The organism is Pseudomonas sp. Z3-8 (assembly GCF_051131975.1).
In the GTDB taxonomy this organism is placed as follows: Bacteria; Pseudomonadota; Gammaproteobacteria; order Pseudomonadales; family Pseudomonadaceae; genus Aquipseudomonas.
In genome coordinates, this window is sequence record NZ_CP071643.1 from 3928148 (window position 1) to 3948807 (window position 20660).

The 20660-nt window shown below is 58.2% G+C and carries 18 protein-coding genes and 1 pseudogene; 10 read left to right on the forward strand and 9 right to left on the reverse strand.

All coding sequences use genetic code 11. From position 1 onward, the window contains the following. Positions 1 to 25: 25 nt before the first annotated feature. The gene (locus J3P94_RS17825; protein WP_434569036.1) at positions 26 to 976 is read right to left on the reverse strand and encodes a GlxA family transcriptional regulator; all 951 of its coding nucleotides are present in this window, start codon (positions 974 to 976) and stop codon (positions 26 to 28) included. Positions 977 to 1299: 323 nt separating this feature from the next. Here J3P94_RS17825 and J3P94_RS17830 point away from each other — a divergent pair, with 323 nt between their 5' ends. Together J3P94_RS17830 and J3P94_RS17835 are read left to right on the forward strand one after the other, a co-directional pair. Continuing rightward, positions 1300 to 2022, forward strand: coding sequence for a pirin family protein (locus J3P94_RS17830; RefSeq protein WP_434569037.1), 723 nt, complete (start codon positions 1300 to 1302; stop codon positions 2020 to 2022). Positions 2023 to 2195: 173 nt separating this feature from the next. After that, positions 2196 to 2402: a hypothetical protein gene (locus J3P94_RS17835; RefSeq protein ID WP_434569038.1), complete on the forward strand. Its 207-nt coding sequence runs from the start codon at positions 2196 to 2198 to the stop codon at positions 2400 to 2402. Positions 2403 to 2407: 5 nt separating this feature from the next. Here J3P94_RS17835 and J3P94_RS17840 read toward each other — a convergent pair whose 3' ends face one another. The 4 genes from J3P94_RS17840 to J3P94_RS17855 all read right to left on the reverse strand — a co-directional run bounded on the left by J3P94_RS17840 (position 2408) and on the right by J3P94_RS17855 (position 5835). Then, positions 2408 to 2812, reverse strand: coding sequence for a carboxymuconolactone decarboxylase family protein (locus J3P94_RS17840; protein ID WP_434569039.1), 405 nt, complete (start codon positions 2810 to 2812; stop codon positions 2408 to 2410). A 16-nt stretch (positions 2813 to 2828) separates the two neighbouring features. Then, on the reverse strand, positions 2829 to 3878 hold the full coding sequence (locus tag J3P94_RS17845) for a Rieske 2Fe-2S domain-containing protein (RefSeq protein ID WP_434569040.1): 1050 nt from the start codon (positions 3876 to 3878) through the stop codon (positions 2829 to 2831). Positions 3879 to 3911: 33 nt separating this feature from the next. Next, positions 3912 to 4595, reverse strand: coding sequence for a TenA family transcriptional regulator (locus tag J3P94_RS17850; RefSeq protein WP_434569041.1), 684 nt, complete (start codon positions 4593 to 4595; stop codon positions 3912 to 3914). Between the two features lie 196 nt (positions 4596 to 4791). Then, on the reverse strand, positions 4792 to 5835 hold the full coding sequence (locus tag J3P94_RS17855; RefSeq protein WP_434569042.1) for a GlxA family transcriptional regulator: 1044 nt from the start codon (positions 5833 to 5835) through the stop codon (positions 4792 to 4794). 450 nt (positions 5836 to 6285) lie between these two features. Here J3P94_RS17855 and J3P94_RS17860 point away from each other — a divergent pair. Continuing rightward, positions 6286 to 7140 (forward strand): annotated as a pseudogene (locus tag J3P94_RS17860) (cache domain-containing protein); the annotation flags it as partial. Positions 7141 to 7344: 204 nt separating this feature from the next. After that, the gene (locus tag J3P94_RS17865) at positions 7345 to 8049 is read left to right on the forward strand and encodes a methyl-accepting chemotaxis protein (RefSeq protein WP_434574243.1); all 705 of its coding nucleotides are present in this window, start codon (positions 7345 to 7347) and stop codon (positions 8047 to 8049) included. A 496-nt stretch (positions 8050 to 8545) separates the two neighbouring features. On the opposite strand, the gene J3P94_RS17870 is transcribed toward J3P94_RS17865, so the two are convergent. From J3P94_RS17870 to J3P94_RS17885, 4 genes are all read right to left on the reverse strand, one after another. Continuing rightward, positions 8546 to 9433 carry a DMT family transporter gene (locus J3P94_RS17870; RefSeq protein ID WP_434569043.1) on the reverse strand — a complete coding sequence of 296 codons (888 nt, stop codon included), beginning with the start codon at positions 9431 to 9433 and terminating at the stop codon, positions 8546 to 8548. Between the two features lie 66 nt (positions 9434 to 9499). Further along, positions 9500 to 10393, reverse strand: coding sequence for a dihydrodipicolinate synthase family protein (locus J3P94_RS17875; RefSeq protein ID WP_434569044.1), 894 nt, complete (start codon positions 10391 to 10393; stop codon positions 9500 to 9502). A gap of 52 nt (positions 10394 to 10445) precedes the next feature. Continuing rightward, positions 10446 to 11681: an aromatic ring-hydroxylating oxygenase subunit alpha gene (locus J3P94_RS17880; RefSeq protein WP_434569045.1), complete on the reverse strand. Its 1236-nt coding sequence runs from the start codon at positions 11679 to 11681 to the stop codon at positions 10446 to 10448. A 273-nt stretch (positions 11682 to 11954) separates the two neighbouring features. Further along, positions 11955 to 12923: a LysR family transcriptional regulator gene (locus J3P94_RS17885; RefSeq protein WP_434569046.1), complete on the reverse strand. Its 969-nt coding sequence runs from the start codon at positions 12921 to 12923 to the stop codon at positions 11955 to 11957. Positions 12924 to 13255: 332 nt separating this feature from the next. On the opposite strand from J3P94_RS17885, the gene J3P94_RS17890 reads away from it, so the two are divergent. The 6 genes from J3P94_RS17890 (at position 13256) to J3P94_RS17915 (ending at position 20608) form a co-directional block, all read left to right on the forward strand. Beyond that, on the forward strand, positions 13256 to 14416 hold the full coding sequence (locus J3P94_RS17890; RefSeq protein WP_434569047.1) for a quaternary amine ABC transporter ATP-binding protein: 1161 nt from the start codon (positions 13256 to 13258) through the stop codon (positions 14414 to 14416). A gap of 25 nt (positions 14417 to 14441) precedes the next feature. Beyond that, on the forward strand, positions 14442 to 15395 hold the full coding sequence (gene proW, locus J3P94_RS17895) for a glycine betaine/L-proline ABC transporter permease ProW (protein WP_434569048.1): 954 nt from the start codon (positions 14442 to 14444) through the stop codon (positions 15393 to 15395). Between the two features lie 56 nt (positions 15396 to 15451). Continuing rightward, on the forward strand, positions 15452 to 16480 hold the full coding sequence (gene proX, locus J3P94_RS17900; protein WP_434569049.1) for a glycine betaine/L-proline ABC transporter substrate-binding protein ProX: 1029 nt from the start codon (positions 15452 to 15454) through the stop codon (positions 16478 to 16480). A 315-nt stretch (positions 16481 to 16795) separates the two neighbouring features. Next, positions 16796 to 18115: an NAD(P)/FAD-dependent oxidoreductase gene (locus tag J3P94_RS17905; RefSeq protein ID WP_434574245.1), complete on the forward strand. Its 1320-nt coding sequence runs from the start codon at positions 16796 to 16798 to the stop codon at positions 18113 to 18115. Between the two features lie 98 nt (positions 18116 to 18213). Further along, positions 18214 to 19116, forward strand: a complete 903-nt coding sequence (locus J3P94_RS17910; RefSeq protein ID WP_434569050.1) for a dihydrodipicolinate synthase family protein — start codon at positions 18214 to 18216, stop codon at positions 19114 to 19116. A 1-nt stretch (position 19117) separates the two neighbouring features. Continuing rightward, positions 19118 to 20608: an aldehyde dehydrogenase gene (locus tag J3P94_RS17915; protein ID WP_434569051.1), complete on the forward strand. Its 1491-nt coding sequence runs from the start codon at positions 19118 to 19120 to the stop codon at positions 20606 to 20608. The last annotated feature ends 52 nt before the right edge of the window (positions 20609 to 20660 follow it).

Consider the following 20660-nt stretch of genomic DNA (forward strand, 5'->3'; position numbering starts at 1 on the left):
GGTGCCCTGGACGGACACCGAAGGCTCAACTGAACTGCTGCCGGTACTGGACCGGTGTCAGGCCGAGTTTTTCGCTGAACAATTGGCGCATATGCCGGACGCTGCCAAAGCCACTGCGAAACGCCACGGTCTTGAGGGGCAAGTCGGTGGACTCCAGCAATTGCCGCGCCCGATCGATGCGCGCACCTTGCAGGAACTCCATCGGCGTCATTTTGACTTCGCGCTGGAAAACCCGGGCGAAATGCCTTGAGCTCATGGCGGCCAGATCGGCCATACGCTCGATGGAAAACGGCTCCTCCAGGTGTTCCATCACGTAATGCTGCACCCGGGTAACCGCCGACTCCTGTGCCGCCACCGCCGCTACCAGCGGGCTGAACTGCGCTTGCCCACCCTGGCGCTGCATGACCACCAGCAACACCTTGGCCACATCCAGCGCGACTTTGCGGCCATGGTCCTGGGCGACGATGGACAGGGCCATGTCGATACCGGCCGTGACCCCGCCGGAAGTGATCAACCGTCGGTCATGCAAGATGATCTTGTCGGTCTCGACCAGAGCCTTGGGGAACCGCTGCATCAGGCGTTCGGTGTAATGCCAATGGGTGGTGACCCGATAGCCGTCGAGCAAGCCCGCCTCTCCCAGGATGAAGGCTCCCGTGCAGATCGACCCGTAGCGCGTGGCCCGCTGCGCCGACGCCCGCAACCAGGTATGCAAGCCCGGATGCCGGTCGTTATAGGCACCAGGCCCGCCCGGTACCAGCAGTACGTCGTAGGCCGCCCAAGCCTGGTCGATATGGATGTCGGCCTGGACCGTCACCCCGTTGGAGGCTCGCAACGCCCCGCGCTCGGTGCCCAGGGTCAGCAACTGATAGTGCTGCTCCGGCGCGAGAAAACGATTGGCGATGGAAAACACTTCGAGCGGCCCGGCCATGTCGAGCAGCAGGAAATCGGGGAACAGCACCATTGCAACGGTTTTCATGGGGGGGACGCCAAGACAAGGGGAACATGCTACCGGTTGGCGACCGACGACCCTGTGGGAGCGAGCTTGCTCGCGATAGCGTCCGTCCAGCCGGCATCTATGTAACTGAAGCACCGCTATCGCGAGCAGGCTCGCTCCCACACGGGTTCATGGTTTGATCGGCTGGCATTATGACGAAGCGCAGCGCTCCCGGCGAGATTGTCCACTCAGAACGGACAGTATTTCCACATTCAGCCGCTTATTGAATGCGCCGATAACCATTAACCTTCTTCTGTACCCGGCGAACGGCCAAGGCCACCGCCCACTGAACCAGGAGAATCATCATGCTGACCCTTCGCAAAGCTTCTGATCGCGGCATCGCTCGTCACGGCTGGCTGACGTCGTTCCATACCTTTTCCTTCGCCAACTACCGCGACCTCAACCAACAGGGTTTTTCCGACCTGCTGGTGATCAACGACGACCGGGTCGCCGCCGCGAAAGGTTTCGGCCAGCACCCACACCGGGACATGGAGATTTTCTCCTACGTGCTCGAAGGCGCGCTGGAACACAAGGACACCCTGGGCACGGGCTCGGTGATTCGTCCGGGTGATGTGCAGTTGATGAGCGCCGGCAGCGGCGTGGCCCACAGCGAGTTCAATCACAGCGCGGACGAGCCGGTGCACTTCCTGCAGATCTGGATCGTGCCCAATGTCGTGGGCGCCACGCCGCGCTACCAGCAGGAGCACTTCAGCACCGAACAGAAACGCGGTCGCCTGCAACTGATCATCTCCCCGGACGGCACCGAGGGCTCGTTGCACGTACGCCAGGACGCACGGGTGTATGCCGGGCTGTTCGATGGCCAGGAAAGTGCCACGCTGACCTTGGCCGCTGATCGTTATGCCTATGTGCATGTGGCCCGGGGCAGCGTCGAGCTCAACGGCGTGGCGTTGCAGGAAGGCGACGGTGTGCGGGTACGCAACGAACAGGTACTGACGCTGGGCAACGGCCAGGATGCCGAGGTGCTGGTGTTTGACCTGCGGCCGCAGGAACTGCCGCAGATGCCATGAGGTCGACGCCCTATGTAACGGGTGTAACGGGTGTAACGGGTGTAACGGGTGTAACTGGTGTAACTGGTGTAACTGGTGGGAGCGAGCCTGCTCGCGAAGGCGGTGGGTCAGCCAAGATGACAGTTGGCTGGCCTGACGCCTTCGCGAGCAGGCTCGCTCCCACATTTATTTAATTGGTCTCCTGGGAAAACGCCGCGACGATCTCATCGATCACCGCTCGCACCGCAACCTTCCAGGCGCTGACCGAGTTTGGCTATTCGGCGCTGTTCAATGCCAATGGCGGACAGCACGGGTTACTGTTTCTGGTATCGGCGGGAGCGATTCTGACTGCTCTGGCGCTGGAACTGCTGCCCAGGATGAAAAACCCGGCCGGCCACTGAGTTTTTCAACCAGGGTCGCGGGGATCGCGCAAGTCCGAGCGACTATTTTTTGGGTTGTCCGACCGTGGATGGCGAGGGTCTGATGGGGTCTGCTCCTCTTCAACGATGCGTCGGAATATCATCAGTGCCGAGTGGGCCGTTGGCCAGCCTGAGTAAAATGCCAGATGGGTGATCAACTCGACCAACTCTTCCTGGCTGACGCCATTTTCAAGCGCCTTGCGTAAATGAATCGGCAGCTCATTACCACGATAGAGCGCTACCAGAGCGGCTACGGTTACCAGGCTGCGGTCGCGTGGCGAGAGCTCCTCTCGCTGCCAGACTTCGCCAAAGAGAATCCGGTCAGTGTAATCGGCCAGGGCGGGGGCGATGTCGCCGAACGCCTCACGGCCGGGAAACGTACGGTCTTTCATATCCGATTCCATCCAGTCACGCCTGAACGCGGCCCTGCGCCTGTTCTTCACGGATCAGCCGCTCGACAGCCCGGCGCATGCGCGCCGGAGCCGCATCGACGGAAAACAGTGACGGTTTCATTGCCCAGAACTCGCTATCACCCAGCGCAGCCTGCTGCGCTTCGAGCATGACCTTGTCTTGTTCGGCAAATGCGAAACGACGCATTTCAGCAAACTTTGTCTCGTCGACTTCATTCAATCGAGTCCCCGATGGCAGTGCGGCGGCGAAGTGATAATGGGTGGTCGACCTGGTTTCCGGTGTCAGGATATGTTGTCCGTACCACCAACCGTGATCCTCGCGTTCCTCCAGTCGTGGCGCCCGTACTCCGCCGTCGAACCAGAAGTAACTCGGCGCCATCCAACGTATCTCCGTCCACATATCAACCGGTTGCTGGTCACGTCGGTAGATCAGGTCGAAGACAGCAGGAACTTTACTGTTTGGCATCCAACGCCGGCAGACGAGTCGCCCTTCCTCGTCTTCCTCCACAACTTGCTCAGCGCCGGCCTGTTCAGGATCACCCAGCAGGCCATCGTGGAGATACATGAGGTGGCTCAGATCCAGCAGGTTGTCCGCCATCAGCAGGTAATTGGCGCCGACATGGAGGTAACCGCTCACCACTTGGTAGCTGGAATCCGCACCGTGCAGGCCATAGTCGGGAATCCGCGTCAGGTCGGCCGGAGCATTCCCCATCCAGATCCACACCAGGCCATACAGCTCCTGCACCGGATAGGCACGTACCTTTGCCACCTCGAGAATTTTTTCATCGCCATGAGGATTGCCGACACAGCGACCTGCACAGTCGAATCGCAGGCCGTGATACCCGCATTCGATCTCATCCCCTTGAAGCTTACCGAAATGAAGCGGTACGAATCGATGGGGACAACGATCGCGTAACGCCGCCAGCGCGCCGTCTTGCTTGCGATAGAAAACGACAGGTTCATCCAGCAGTGTTCTATGGAAAATCTCACCACCACGTACTTGCTGGCTCCGGCAAGCCGCGTACCAGGCATTCCTGATGAAGTTCATAGCGAAAGTCCACTGAGTGCCTCGCGAACACATTCAACGAGTCATGTTGTTATAAAAACCCGTGTAGGTACTGGCGAAGAGGTGACAGCCAAATCGTATCCCTTCTTTGATTGAAGATTTGAAGACGCCTCCTTGCCAATCGTTGTCAACAACGCTCAAGAAGTCTTCGGCATGTTCGATATCCAGCGCCTTGTGTAATCCATAGTGTGTGACCTGATGTACATCCAGCCATCTCTGGTCGACGATGGACTGGCCTATCAGTGCCGAGATATCGGCGAATGTTCGCTCAATCCCCGCGAACATGGAGACGGCAAAACGATAGTTTTCGAATGTCGAGACGCCACGCAGCGCTTCATTGAAGATCCGTGCATTGGGTGACGGGTTGTTCAGGTCGATGCTTGAGGAGTCGCCACCCAGTCGGTCGATGAGTGTCAATATGGTCTGGCCGTGTACATTTTCCGGAACGCCCTGGCCATGCTCTTCCCATAGATTTCCCACCAGGGCAACACGGGGTGGCGCCTCAGGAATGTTGGCGATCACTTGTGCCATCGGACGACTGAAAAAATACACCATCGGTGCAAATTCCATTTGGCTCTTCAGGAATTGTTGCTTTGACATTCTCCCGCTGCAAAGCATCTTGAAGTACAGATTCTCCGGCAAATTCAATTCCGAGATACAGGTTTCCAGACAGTCTTTCAAATCGAGGCAAACAGGCATAAGAGTCCCCTTTTCATGCTGTTCGAACTGAACAAATCGACTTCGTCAATTGGCTAAATTGAATGAACATGGCTGACTATCTTGTGTGGGGTTTTTTCCAGGCACACCTGTCAACTTTGACAGGTGTGCCTGTTTATTTGCGATAAAAACGCCTGGCGTCAGACACAAACGCCTATAAGCGCTTCGCATTGATGCTTCAACGCGCCCCCTGTTTGCGCCCGAGCCCGGCGCGATAACTGCCGGGCGGAACGCCAAAGAAGTCGCGAAAACGTCGCTGGAAATGCGGAGAGCTGACGAAGCCCGTAGCCACCGCGATTTCGGTCACCGAGCGGTTGGTCTGCTGGATGAGCTGGCGTGCGCGTGTCAGGCGCAGCTCCAGGTAATAACGCGTCGGGGTCGCACCGAGGAACCGGCAGAACCGTCGTTCCAGCTGGCGCTTGGAGACCTTGACGCAGGCCGCCAGCTCATCGATCGTCAAGGGCTCCTCGACGTTCTGCCACATCAGTTCCAACGCCAGCTTGAGGCTTTCCGGCAGCGTCGGATCGGTCTCGACGAAGATCGGCGGCAGGTCCGTGGCGTCATCCCCTGATTCATCGCAGCGAAGGATTTCTTCAATCGCCCCCACCAGCGCCTCCCCGCCGGTGCGGCGGATCAGCTGGAGCATCATGCGCAGCGAGCTGTTGGCGCCCGCGCAGCTGACTCGCTCGCGGTCTACGACATAGGCGCGGCTAGTGACTTTCACATGGGGGAACATCTCGGCCATCGTCGCCCGACTTTCCGGATGGACCGCGCATTCGAAACCATCGAGCAGGTTCGCCTCTGCCACAAAAAAAACGCCGTTCCACAACCCCCCCACTATCGCCCCGGACGTCGCATGGGCGCGCAGCTTGCGCCGCAATAACGGCGTGCCTTGCAACTTCACACGAAAGCCTCCGGCGACAATCAGCACGTCGAGGTTATCGGGCAATTGCGCCAGCTCGATATCGGTGGAAATCACGATGCCCAGGTCACTCGTCACCTGCCCGCCCGAAGCGCCCACCGTCAGCACTTCATAAAGCGGCATGTCGCTCATCAGGTTGGCGGTGACCAGCGCGTCCACCGCGCCGGTAAAGGACATCATGGAAAAGTTGTCCATCAGCACAAACGCGACGCGCACCGGCGCTTGTCCCACAGGCGCAGCCCCTTGGGGGCGATAGGCCATGTTCTTGTTCTTGAGTACGCTTTCGAATGCGCTGGGCATGGGGCCTCGTGAGACAGGAAGGCGATCTGGACCGGACCCGGGCGGATTGCCCGAGCCAAGCCATCTTCCCGATTAACCGCAAAGGCAACCATCGCCTGCGCGACATCACTGTCAGCGTTAGCGACGTCCGACCAGTGGCGACCTCAAGGGAATAGGACATTGGTCGATAGCCTGAGAGTAGGCATGGGCGCTTTTCCCCCAAGAGTTCGCAACGCTCACCGCTACTGTTTCCGCCGTTTCCAACACCGATAAATACCCGCGGGAGAAGTCATGAATATCAAACAGAAGCTGACATGGGCGTTCGCGACCATTGCCTGCCTCCCGGTTATCCTGGTGGCGGTGCTCGTTGTATTGAACCTGCGCGATGCGGCACAAGCCAACTTCCTGGACAGCAGCGGCCGCGAGATCCGCCAGATCGACAACGGCATGAAGCAGTTCTTCGACGGCATCATGCAGAACGTCGAGTTCTTCGCCAAGGACCCGCGGATCGTCGCGGCCAAGGACCTGAAGAACTACTCGGGCGCTGACGCCGCGCAAATCCCGCTGACCGAGAACAACAAACAGCTGCTGGCGATTTTCGACCAGTTCGCCAAGAGCCATCCAACCACCGCCTACCTGTCCCTGGGCCTGGCGGACGGCGGCTATGCCAGTTGGCCGGATGATCCGAAGATTTCCAACTACGACCCGCGCGTACGCCCCTGGTACAAGGCGGCTATTGCAGCGCCTGGCACCACCGTGAAAACCGATGCCTATTACTGGGCACCGGACGACGTGTCGTTGATCGGCATCGTGCACACCGTCGCCGATGCCAGCGGCAAGCTGGTCGGCGTGGTCGGCCTCGATGTGTCGCTCAAACAGCTGACCGAACTGGTCAAGAACATCAAGCTGGGCGACAGCGGCTACCTGATGCTGGTGGAGGCCAGCGGCAACGTGCTGGTCGACCCGGCCGAGGCCAAGCACAACTTCAAGCCGCTGGCCGACCTCGGCCCCAATTACGCCGCGCTGGCCAAGAGCAGCGATGGCGCCACCCAGATCGAGATCGATGGCGTGCCCTACATGGCCAACATCGTCACCTCCAAAAGCCTGGGCTGGCGCTTCATCGGCCTGATCAAGCGCGACGAAGTGATGGCCGAGGCTTCGAGCCTGACCTGGTTGATCGCCGCTATCGCCGCCGCGCTGGCCGTGGTCTTCGCCATCGTCGGCGCCAGCTTCGCCAGCGTGATCGTGCGGCCGATTCGTGGCGTTGCCAATGGCCTGCAGGAAATCGCCGAAGGTGAAGGCGACCTCACCCGCAAACTGTCGGTGCAGGGCAAGGACGAAACGGCCACCCTGGCGGGTTGGTTCAACCAGTTCCTGGCCATGATCGCGCAACTGATGCAGCGCATCGGCAGCGCTTCTTCCGACCTGCAAACTGCCGCGGCCGATACCAGCAACGTGGCCCAGAACATGAACGATGCCGCCGGGCGCCAGCGCCAGGCCGTGGAGCTGGTGAGCACCGCGTTCAACGAAATGGTCGCCACCGCGAACGAGGTGGCCCGCTCCTGCAGCCAGGCCGCCGTCAGCGCGGACACCGGCTATCGCGATGTACATGACGGCCAGCACCACATCGGCGAAGCCACGGGCAGTGTGCTGAAGCTGAGTGAGGAATTGCAGCAGTCGACCCAGACCATGCAGGCGCTGGAGCAGGACAGCAAGAACATCAACACCATCCTCGATACCATCCGTTCGATCGCTGAACAGACCAACCTGCTGGCGCTCAATGCGGCCATCGAAGCGGCGCGCGCGGGCGATCAGGGCCGCGGCTTTGCCGTGGTGGCCGACGAGGTGCGCGCCCTGGCGCGGCGTACCGCCGATTCCACCGGCGAGATCGACAGTCTGCTCGGCAACCTCGCGCGGCGCACCCAGGAAGTGACGCAACAGATGCAGAACAGCCTGCAGGTGTCGCATACCAGCGTCGAGCGCATCCAGCAGGCTCGCGACAGCTTCGACAAGATCCGCACCTCGGTGGACTCGATCCGCGACCAGAACACCCAGATCGCCACTGCGGCGGAGCAACAGCACCAAGTAGCGGAAGACATCAACCGGCACATCGCGCAGATCCATTCCGATGCGCAACTGGTCGAGGAATTCGCCCACACGGCGCAGACCGGTTCGGGGCGGCTGACCGATATTTCCGGGCAACTCAAGGGCTTGGTGGGACGCTTCAGGTTCTAAATCGGCCTTATGTCCCGCCGAAGATCCAATGTGGGAGCGAGCCTGCTCGCGAAGGCGGTCTGACAGCCAATGAAGATGTTGACTGTGCCGGCCTCTTCGCGAGCAGGCTCGCTCCCACAGGGGTTCTGCGGTCACCTGGGTTTTGTGTCCGCTGAAGATCAAAAATGTGGGAGCGAGCTTGCTCGCGAAGGCGGTCTGACAGTCGATAGATGTGTTGAATGTGCTGGCCTCTTCGCGAGCAGGCTCGCTCCCACAAGGGGTTCTGCGGTTACCTGGGTTTTGTGTCCGTGAAGATCAACAATGTGGGAGCGAGCCTGCTCGCGAAAGCGGTCTGACAGTCGATAGATGTGTTGACGGTGCCGGCCTCTTCGCGAGCAGGCTCGCTCCCACAGGGGGTTCTGCGGTTACCTGGGTTTTGTGTCCGTGAAGATCAAAAATGTGGGAGCGAGCTCGCTCGCGAAGGCGGTGTCACAGCCGCTGGGTACCTGCCCGGTGGCTACCCTTTCGCCTTGATCGCATACATCCCACCCGCAATCACCAGACATGCACCCACCACGGTCCAGGTGTCGGGCAGCTCACCGAATACCAGCAGGCCAATCAGCGTGGCGAACACCAGCAAGGTGTAGTTGAACGGTTGGAGCGTGGCTGCCGTTGCGTACTTCAGCGCCTGGAGCAACAACAGCTGGGCCAGAACCCCGGTAGTGGAAAGCACCGCGATCAGGGCCCATTGCATCGGGCTTGGCGAAACCCAACCTGGAAGCCCCCACAAGGTGATGGCTATTGCGCCAAAGAATCCCATGTAAAGCAGGTTCGTAGCGAACGAATCATGTTGGCTGATCCGCCGGGTCAGCACGCTGAAAATCGCGAAGCCCAGGGCGGACAACAGCGGGATTAGCGCCGCCAGCTCGAAGACACCGGTGCCGGGGCGAAGGATAACCAGTGTCCCCGTAAAACCGATGGCGGCGGCTATCCATCGACGAACCCCGATGAACTCGCCCAGGAACGCTCCAGCCAAGGCCAGCGTCATCAGCGGGAAGACTGCATACAGCGCGTGCATTTCCGCCAGCCCAAGGTAGCGCAGCCCCAGTCCGAACAAGGCGATTTCACCCACGCCTATCAGGGCGCGAATGATCTGCAGGCAGGGGTGGCGGCTTCGACAGGCGGTGCGCAGGTTTCCCTGGAAGACGCCATAGCCGGCAGCGAAAACCAGGAAGGCCCAATAGCGCACCATCACCAGCTGCGCAATCGGGAGGTCCTTGACCAGTACCTTGGTAATCCCGTCCTGGCTGGCGAACACCAGCATCGAGAGAAGGCACAGGATGATACCGAGCCGAGGCCTCGGCACATCGTAAGCAGGTGCCGCGCTGTCCGACTGGTTGCTCATGGATCATTCCATTTCGAGGGAGACGACATCATTCGCCCGACACGCTCGTAAGCCCGCGCCCGATCCTCAGGCGAGATCAGATTCAAGCGCGATCAACGGTTCCAGGGCAACCTTGAGCGCGTCGAGTTTACCAGCGGCCAAACGCGCCAACGGCCGACGCGGGTTTCCCGCTCCGTAGCCGGTGATCTCGGCAGCGGCGTAGACCGACTGCACATAGTCACCCTGCCAGATCAACGACATCACCGGCTCTATCGACCGCCAGATCTCCCGGGCACTGATCCAGTCGTGCCTCATGGCGGCCTCTACCACGGCAACGCAAGCGCGTGGAGCCATGTTCGCGCCGCCCCAGATCAGGCCTGCGGCCCCGGCGAAGAGCGCGTAGGGCACCAATGCATCGGCGCCATTCATCGTCGGCAGGCCCGTGCGGATCAGCGCGGCTTGGGCGGCAAGGTCACCACTGCTGTCCTTGACCGACACGAAGTTCGGAATCTCACTCAACTGGCGAAACAGCGACGGAGTGACTTCCACACCCACCGCCTGAGGCACGTTGTAGCCAATGATCGGCAACCCGGCTTCGGACACTGTGGAGTAGAAGTCAACAATGCACTGTTCGTCGGTTGGGCCTTCGAAAAACGGCGGCAGCACCATGACGCCATCGGCGCCACACCCAGCGGCGTGGCGGGTGCGCTGCACTACTTCGTCCACCAGCAAGGCAGAGGTTTGCACAATGACGCGAGCACGACCCTTGATGACGCTGGTGCCGAAGGCAACCAATTGCCTGGACTCTTCCTGGCTAAGGTAGACATGCATGCCGGTCCCCGAACTCAGGACAAAGCCCTCCACGCCGGCCACGAGATAGCGCTCAAGCAACGTCTCGAAGCGTGGATAGTCGATCTTGCCTTGGGCATCGAAAGGCGTGGTCACGGCCAGGTTGAGGCCGGAAAAAGCGAACGCGGACATTAACTCGAGCCTCTTCTTGTTCTCTCTGATCGAACGCACTCATGACGGGGAATCAGCCCACCGACTTAAGCGGAATATGGGCTTGGAGCCGCGTCAGCATGATTTCGCAGTACCAATCGTCGAACTGGCATACACCGTTTTCCGCGATGTCCGAAAAGGGTCCCGGCTCGTAACTCGGTGAGGTAATACCGGCCTGCGTACCTTCCACCAAACGACGATCCTGATCGTTGGTGGCAAGCCAGACCTTGGTCAGCCGATCGATCTGGTAGTCAACACCTTCAACGGCGGTACTGGGCACCAGCCATTTGGTCGTGACAAGCGTTTCGTCCGGTCCGATCGGGAGGACGCGGAAGCTCAACGCATGATCACCAAGGAAGTGATTCCAGGTAGATGGGTAGTTGAAATACAGCAAGGCGCCAATATCCGGCTCGCCGCTTTTATCCAGGCGTCCCGCCACAGCAGGTTTACCGTCCATTGTGTAACTCACGGCACCCGCGGAGAGTGGAATACGCGTCATACGAAACCGGCCATTGGGATCCATGACCAGCTTGCTCGGCATACCCGCGGTCTCGCAGCGATTCCAGTGTGCGCTCAGTTCGGGATCATCTTCGCCGCCCACCCCGGCCACCGAAAGGTTTTCGACAAAGGAGTTCATCAATTCCGGATGGGTACCGTCGCAGTGGAAGCACTCGCGATTATTTTCAAAGACAAGTTTCCAGTTACCCTTTTCAATGAGGTTGGACTCGAAAGCGACCTTGCAGTTATCCAGGAAATGCGGGGCGATAAATGGATTTACAGCATTTCTGAAACTGTCGAATTCCGGCGCCTTGTCAGCGACACAGACATAAATGTAGGTGTGAACAATTTCACAATGGACAGGCTTCAAATTATATTGCGCCCTGTCGAAGTCGGCGCCCATGTTACCGGCAAACAATAGGCTGCCGTCCAGTTCGAAAGTCCACTTATGATAAGGACAGACCAGTTTTGCGACTTTGCCCTGGGCGTGCTCGCAAACTTTGGAGCCACGGTGACGACAGGCGTTGTGAAAAGCCCGGACCTGACCACTTTTATCCCTGACGACCAAGACGGGATAGTCGCCGATCTGCAACGTCAGGTATTGCCCGGGTTTTTCAAGCTCAAATGTGTGCCCGGCAAAAATCCAGTCCTTGTGCCAGATCTGCTCAAGATCCTGCCGAAAAACCTCAGGTTCAATGTACAGTTCGCGAGGAAGCGCGTGGCGCGCCTTGCGCTTTTGAATCAGGTCGATCACGGATGTTCTGATATTCATTATTATCCTCTACACATCAACCTGACGGTTAATGGCAAGTACGCCCAGAAAGCAGTGCCATGGCCAACGGATCCTGCGCGAACGATTGTTCAGCGCAGCCGCTGGATACCTATGTATCAGCCATGTTTAGCCCGAAGGGTACGATAGCCAATCCGGTCGGCAAAACTACATTTTCGTTGATCAACTGATAACTTGGCGTTATGACCGGGCGAATCCAGACAATACCTCGTTTGGATTTCGCTAACGGCGAGAGGAACCTACGTCGGGAGAAACTTATACGGCCAATCTGGAAAACTTCGAGAGGATCCAGTCTCGCACTCTCCGACAGGCATCTTCATATTCAGTCCTTTCATTACAGGCAACATAATGAAGACTGTTTCGAAGCGTCACCTGCTGCTCGACGGGACGAACGAGCTGCCCTCTCTCGACCATGGCCCCGACAAGCTGGTTCCAGCCCAGTGCGATGCCCTGATGGGTCAAGACCATATTCATGATCAGGTTGTAGTCATTGGCATGAAAAATAGGCGGGCAGTCACCAGGACGCTCATCAATATCAACGTTCAGAAACGCCAGCCATACCCCCCAGTCAACATGCTCAGCCACCCCCGACCGGCCATAGGGGCTCAGATTGAGTAGCGAAGAATCGCGCACGCCTTCAAGCGAGGTCAGTTCGGGGTGCGCCTCCAGGAACACGGGAGAGCAAACAGGATAAATAATGTCGTGGCACAACTGATAACTCTTGTACCCGTCCCCGACCTTGCGGATCTTCGAGATGATGATGTCCGGCTCTACGCCAGGCTCCATATTCACAAAGTTCTGGGTAGTGATCAGATTGAACTCGATATCCGGGTTCGTTGCACGAAACTCTGGAAGATGTTCCGACAGCCATAATGCGGAGAATGCTGGTGAGCAACAAACAGTCAGAATGTGCTTCTGCGTCGGCGTGGTACGAATCCTTTCAGCCGCCTGTGCGATATTAACGAAGGACAGCTGGGCCGCCTCAAAAAAGATCTTTCCCTCGGCGGTCAGCTCTACAGTCCGCCCGGCACGCATGAACAATTGAGCGCCCAAGGAGTCCTCAAGCTCTCGGATCTGCCGACTGATCGCTGCTTGCGATACACAAAGTGCCTCCGCCGCCCGAGTGAAGCTTTCATATTTGGCGGCGGCGACAAACGCTCTGACAGCCCTGAGGGAAGGCATTCTAAGCAGTAATGTATCGGGGTCAACGTGTCTGCTGAGCATGGCAAGCCCTCGCACTCCTAGCATCCGCGAAAGCGGCGGAGCGTAACTCAATAGCCTGGCCCGGGCCATACAAAGCGTCGTGATTACGCCAAGGCGGTCGTTTCGACAGGCCTCGATAACGTTAGGTTATCCATAAAGCCCGGTAAATGTTGTTGGATTTAACACAAGGATACCCATAGATTGAAAAAAAGCCCGAGCCCAAGGGCAAACAATAAAAACAAGGTCAATGTCATGCGCCATTCAATCATTTATTCCTGCCCGCCTAAATTACCAACGCTCGAACTCAATTCGATTTCGTGCGCTTGTAGCGTTACACGCAAAGGAGGGACGCGATGACTAGTTCAGACGAAATCATTTCTGTTAAGAACGTTTTCAAGATATTCGGCACACAACCCGACGCGGCGATGAACATGCTTGCCGCCGGCGCCTGCAAAAAAGATGTGTTTGAAAAAACAGGCCAGGTTATTGGTGTTTTCGACGCCAGCTTCGCCGTCAAGCGTGGCGAAATCTTTGTGATCATGGGGCTCTCGGGTTCTGGCAAGTCGACGATGGTGCGTTTGTTCAACCGCCTTATCGAGCCCACTTCCGGCAGCATTTATCTGAACGGTCGGGAAATTACCGGGCTGGCTGATAAAGCCCTGCTTGATGTTCGCCGTAAAGAGATGGGCATGGTGTTCCAATCCTTTGCCCTGATGCCTCACATGAGTGTCCTGGAGAACACCGCCTTCGGCCTGGAAATTTCCGGCATCGCCGAAAAGGAACGGCATAGCCGCGCCCGGGAAGCCCTCAGCCAGGTCGGTCTTGCCGGACAGGAGCACAGTTATCCGCATCAACTTTCCGGCGGCATGCAGCAACGCGTAGGCCTGGCCCGTGCGCTGGCCAACGACCCGACCATCCTGTTGATGGACGAAGCCTTTTCCGCGCTGGACCCGCTTATCCGCAGCGAGATGCAAGGAGAGCTCATTCGCCTGCAAGCCGAACAGAAGCGGACCATCATTTTCATCTCCCACGACATCGAGGAAGCCGTTCGCATCGGCCACCGCATCGCGATCATGGAGGGCGGCCAGGTGGTACAGATCGGCACGCCTCAAGAGCTGATCAGCCAACCCGCCAATGACTATGTACGCACCTTTTTCAAAGGATTCGACAGTTCACGGATTCTCAAGGCGGGGGACGTGGCCAGGCTTGATCCGGAATGGGTTCATAAAGTGAATGGTCAAGCACCGCAGTTCAAGGCCGGCCTTCCGTTTGGTTACCTGGTCGATGAACGAGGGCAACTGCTCGGCGTCGTCGACATCGATACCAGTGGCGCGGGTGGCAGCACACATCACACCCAGCACCAACACCAGCCGGTATTTACCGATACGCCCCTGCACGAAGTATTGGAAATTGCGGCCAACCTGCCGTATCCGGTCCCTGTACTGGACCGCTCGGGCGCGCTCACCGGGACCCTGTCAAAGAGCGAGTTGCTGCAAACGCTGAGCCGCCATTGATACAACCGTGAAGAGGTAAGCCCTGATGTCCGAGTTCAGTTTTCTCGACCCGTTCCAAGTCGCCACCATTCCACTCGGCGATTGGGTGGAAAGCACCCTGAATTTTCTGGTGCACAACTTTCGCGATGTATTTCGCGCCATCCGCTGGCCGATTGATCAGGTACTTAACGGCGTTGAGTTCATTCTGCAGAGCATTCCACCGAGCATCGGCATCATCCTGTCTTCATTGCTCGGATGGCAACTCGCTGGCAAACGCATGGCGTTGCTGTGCTTTGTGACACTTACACTGCTGGGTTTGATCGGTGTCTGGTCCGAGTCGATGACGACTCTGGCGCTGGTACTGACCTCGGTGTTCTTTTGCGCGCTGCTGGGTATTCCACTGGGTATCCTCTGCGCCCGCAGCGACAACCTGGAAAAGGTCCTGCGGCCCATCCTCGATGCCATGCAGACGCTGCCGGCGTTCGTTTACCTGGTGCCGGTCGTCATGCTGTTCGGCATCGGCAACGTGCCGGGCATCCTTGTGACGATTGTCTTCGCCCTCCCCCCTCTGGTGCGCCTGACGAACCTGGGCATCCGCCAGGTACCGGAGGACAAGATAGAAGCGGCCCGCGCGTTTGGTTGCACACCGCGGCAGATGCTCACCCGTGTCCAACTGCCACTGGCGACGCCAACCATCATGGCGGGACTCAATCAGACCCTGATGCTCTCGCTGTCGATGGTGGTCATCGCCTCGATGATCTCGGTGGGCGGCCTTGGACAGATGGTCCTGCGCGGCATCGGTCGCCTGGACATGGGCCTGGCCACGGTCGGCGGGACGGGCCTGGTACTGCTCGCCATCTTCCTTGACCGCCTGACCCAAGCGATGGGCGCGCGCACCGGCGCCGACCCGAGCCTGCGCTGGTATCACACCGGTCCCGTAGGTCTGCTGCTACGCCTGTTCGGCGCAAGACAGCCTGCGGGGCGGAGCAAGACCGCCTGAATCTCACTTTCGATCTGCCGCACTTGAAGAAAAAACCCAAAAAAAGGTACAGGACAATGTCTGAATTCAAGCTCTCCCGCAGCATTCTCAATTGCGCTACAGCCCTGGCCATTGCGGCCATGTCCCTGTGCGCAAACGCCTCGGCGAACCAACCGGGCGACGGTGTGAAGGTCACCCCCATCTTCCCGTCCATCGCTGAAGAGCGCTTCCGTGGCGAAGTGGCCATGGAAGGGCTGCGAGAGCTGGGTTACAAGGTGCAGGAGCCCAAGGAGACCGAATACGGCGTCATGATGATGGCCTTGGGTAACGGTGATGCGGACTTTACCGTGCATTTGTGGGACAAGTTGCACGATAAATTCTTCCAGCAGGCCGGGGGTGATAAAGCCATGGTCAAGGCGGGCGACATCATGCCCGGTGTACTTCAAGGTTATCTGATCGACAAAAAGACCGCTGAAGCGCACAACATCAAGTACATCACCGACTTGAAGAAACCGGAAATCGCCAAGCTGTTCGACACCAACGGCGACGGCAAGGCAGACATGACGGGCTGTAATCCTGGCTGGGGCTGCGAGCTGATCATTGCCCATCACATGAAGGCCTATGACCTGGAAAAAACGGTCACGGTCAACCAGGGCTCCTATTTCGCGCTGATGGCTGACACCATTACCCGTTATAAGGAAGGACAGCCGATTCTCTACTTCACCTGGGTCCCACAGTGGATTGCCACCGTTCTGGTCGAAGACAGGGATGTGGTCTGGCTGGAAGTACCGAAAACCGACCTGCCTGATGGCAATAATGACGTTGACACGATGTACAAGGGCAAGAATCTCGGCTTTGCAGTGGATAAGGTCGAGGCCGTGTTGAATAAAGATTTCGCCGACAAAAATCCGGCAGCCTTGAAGTTCCTTTCGGTGATGCAGATTACTACGGCTGACGAAAGTGCCCAGAACCTGAAGATGCAACAGGGCGAGAAAAAGCCTGCGGATATTCGCCGTCACGCCAAGGAGTGGGTAGCCGCACATCGGCAGCAGTTTGATACCTGGTTACAAACTGCTCGCGCCGCAGCGACACAAGCCAGCAATTGATACGAACAAAAGGCGGGGCGAATCGATGACTGCCCCCGCCTTTTAATGGCGCTCGGTTCTACGCAACATTTAGTTTATGAAATCCAATTGGGAAAACTCCCGTTTCGATTATTGATAACGGAGGGTTATATTTTTCTTGATTTAATGTTGCTGGATATCAAGCAATCCTCAGAATAATTTGATGACCTACCCTGTCGTTAATTGAAACTGCAACGTCTTGACCGTTACGCCCGTTAAATACTCAGTCGCCGTGAAATTGCCAAGCAAGCTTTTGCAAGACAGGCGTCGGATTGGTTGAATGAACAGGATCTTGAAATGTTGAAAGTCTCTTCGTTACCTGCCGATGATCAGTCTTGCGGGTGGTATCACTTGAGCAGGGGGCGCCAGGTCAAGCCAGCCCATCAAGGTCACGACAGCGCACGTTGGGTGATTGTCGGTGCCGGTTTTACAGGGCTCGCCGCCGCCCGGCAGCTCGCGACTCATTTCCCCGACGATCACATCGTGTTGATCGACGCTCAGGAAATCGGCTTTGGCACTTCCGGTCGCAATGCCGGATTCGCTATCGACTTGCCGCATGACATCGCCGCAGAAGATTACATCGGTGATATCGCCACTGCAAAAACAACCCTTAAACTTAATTTGAGCGGCCTGAGCTATCTAAAAGAATTGGTTGAACGCCACAACATCAATTGCCAGATGAAGCATTGCGGTAAATATCAGGCGGCCGTTGAACCACGGGGCATCGCTGTGCTGGAAGCCTACCGTCGCGGACTCGATAAGCTCGATCAACCCTACCAGATGATCGAGGCTGGCGAACTACCCGAACATATCGGCACGCATTTCTACCGCAAGGCCTTATTTACGCCAGGGACTTCCTTGCTTCAGCCCTCGGCGCTGGTCAAAGGTTTGGCCGACAGCCTCCCAGGCAACGTGACACTCTACGAAAACACCGCGATCACTCATGTCGAGTACGGCACCAGGACGGTGCTCAAGCACGCCGGGGGCTCAATCACCGCGGACAAACTGATCCTGACCAATAATGCCTTTGGCATGAGTTTCGGCTTCCTGAAAGGGCGAATGCTACCGGTGTTCACCTATGCCAGCCTGACCCGTCCCATGACCGAGCAAGAGCAAGCTCGCCTGGGCGGCCGGCCTTATTGGGGGGTGATTCCTGCGGACCCATTCGGCACCACGGTACGTCGCACCCCGGACAACCGCCTGTTGATCCGTAACAGTTTCAGCTTCAACCCCGACGGGCGCAGCGATGCAAAATACTTGAGACGTTTTGTCGCCAGGCATCAAGCCTCTTTCGAGCAACGCTTTCCCATGTTGCCCGAGATGAACTTCGAATATACCTGGGGCGGCGCACTGGCTCTTTCGCGTAACCATATGGGTTATTTCGGCGAACTTTCACCCCATGTCTATGGGGCACTTTGCTGCAACGGCCTGGGTGTTACCCGCGGGACGGCGACCGGAAAACTTCTGGCGGATTGGCTGGCCGGCGAACACTCCGAACTTATTGATTTCGTCTTGAAATCACCCGGCCCCTGCCCTAATCCACCCGCCCCGCTGGTTTCAGCGGGCGTCAATATAAGTTTGCGCTGGGGGCAATACCGCGCCGGTAAAGAAAGTTGACCCGCCCCGACACACTTGAAGAAGTTCAGGTCCGCTCGCTCGATTCTCGGCAAGCGGCCTCCCTTGGTTGAACAGTGACATTAACTGGAGCGATATCAATGAAGTTTGAAGGCATTTACACACCGGCCGTTACGCCCCTGACCTCAGACGGCAGTATCGATAAGACAGCCTTCGCCGAAGTCCTGGAATATCTGGTCGACGCCAAGGTACACGGCATCATTATCGGCGGCTCGACCGGCGAATATTATGCCCACACCGCCCAGGAGCGTTTCGACCTGGCTGCCCAGGCCAAGGACGTGCTGCGCGGTCGCCTGCCGCTGATCGTGGGGACCGGCGCCATCCGCACCGAAGACTCGGTCGCCTACGCCGAAGCGGCGAAGGCGATCAAGGCCGATGCGCTGCTGGTGGGTTCACCGCCCTATGCACTGCCAACGCAAAAGGAAATCGCGCTGCACGTCAAGGCAGTGGACCGCGCCGCCAATCTCCCCATCATGCTTTACAACTATCCAGGCCGCATGAGCGTGAGCATGGGCGAGGAATTCTTTGACGAAGTCCGCGATGTGAAAAACATCGTCGCCATCAAGGAAAGCTCTGGCGACATGGCGCAGATGCACCGTCTGGCCTGCAAGTATCCGCACATCGCTCTGTCTTGCGGCTGGGACGATCAAGCCCTGGAGTTTTTCGCCTGGGGCGCCCGCAGTTGGGTATGTGCCGGTTCCAACTTCATTCCCCGTGAACACGTCGCGCTGTACGAGGCCTGCGTGGTCGAGAAGAACTTCGACAAAGGTCGCCGAATCATGGCGGCGATGATGCCGCTGATGGATTTCCTGGAAGGTGGGAAATTTGTCCAGTCCATCAAGTACGGCTGTGAACTGAACGGCTTGAGCACCGGTGGCCTGCGTGCCCCCCTGCACGGCCTGGACCTTGATGAGAAACAGGCGCTGCAAAGTGTCGTCACCGAGCTCAAGCGCAACATCGCGCAAATCACTGGAGGTGCATGAGATGGCTGATTTACTGACCAAGGAACAGTACGCGGCCATCGCCGCCAAGTTGCAGTTTCCTACCCAGGCTTTCATCAATGGCGAGTTCCGCGATGCGCTTTCTGGAAAAACCTTCATCACGACGAATCCTGCCACGGGTGAACAGCTTGCAGAGATAGCGGCTTGCGATACCCGTGACGTCGACGTTGCCGTGGCTGCCGCGAAGCAAGCGTTCGAGGATGGCCGCTGGCACAAGCTGTCGCCCGGCGCACGCAAGCAGGTGCTCCTGCGTTTCGCCCAGTTGCTGGAAGACAATGCCCATGAGCTCGCGGTGCTGGAAAGCCTGGACAGTGGCAAGCCGGTCAGCGAATGCCAGAATGTCGATGTGCCCGATACCATCCATACCTTGCGCTGGCATGCCGAGTTGATCGACAAGGTGTACGACAGTACCGCGCCGACCGGCCAAGGTGCCGTAACCATGGTGGTGCGCGAAGCGATCGGCGTGGTCGGCCTGGTCCTGCCTTGGAACTTCCCGCTGTTGATGCTGGCCTGGAAGATTGGTCCGTCCCTGGCCGCCGGCTGTTCCATCGTGGTCAAGCCCGCCAAGGAAACCACCCTGACCGCGCTGCGTGTCGCCGAGCTGGCTCATGAGGCTGGTATTCCGGCCGGTGTATTCAACATTACCCCTGGCGGTGGTCGCGAGGCTGGCGAGGCAATCGGCCGGCACATGGATGTGGCGATGGTCAGCTTCACCGGTTCTACCGACACAGGCCGGTTGTTCCTCAAGTACGCGTCCGAGTCGAACCTCAAGCGCGTGGTGCTGGAACTGGGGGGCAAGAACCCCGCCGTGGTGATGAATGACTGCGAAGACCTCGATCAGGTTGCCCAGTATGTGACCGCCGGCGCTTTCTGGAACATGGGCGAGAACTGCTCGGCGTCGTCGCGGCTGATCGTCCATGAAGACGTCAAGGATGAGTTGCTGCAACTGATCGGCAAGCACCTGCGCGATTGGAAAATGGGTGACCCGCTGGACCCGCAAAATCGCCTCGGGGCCATGATCAGCAAAACGCATTTCGAGAAGGTGCGTTCGTATCTCGAATATGCGGCCGAGCAGAAACTCAATGTGGTGCAAGGTGGCGAGACCGAGTCCGGTGTGTACGTGCAGCCGACGATCATCGACGGTGTTGAACGGGAAAGTCGCCTGTTCATCGAGGAGATCTTCGGCCCGGTCCTGAGCGTCACCCGCTTCAGCACGATCGACGAAGCCATTGCGCTGGCCAACGACACGGTCTACGGCCTGGCGGCATCTGCCTATACCGGCAGCCTGCGTAACGCTTTGCGGCTGTCGCGGGAAATTCGGGCGGGCGTGGTCACGGTCAACTGTTTCGGTGAAGGCGACGCCTCCACGCCGTTCGGCGGCTACAAGGAGTCCGGTTTTGGTGGTCGCGACAAATCCGTCTGGGCACACGATCAGTACACCGAGCTGAAAACCATCTGGATCGATGCTTCGTAAGCTGGATGCTTTTAATAAGGGTCGCGATTTGTAGCGACTGTACTGGCCTCAT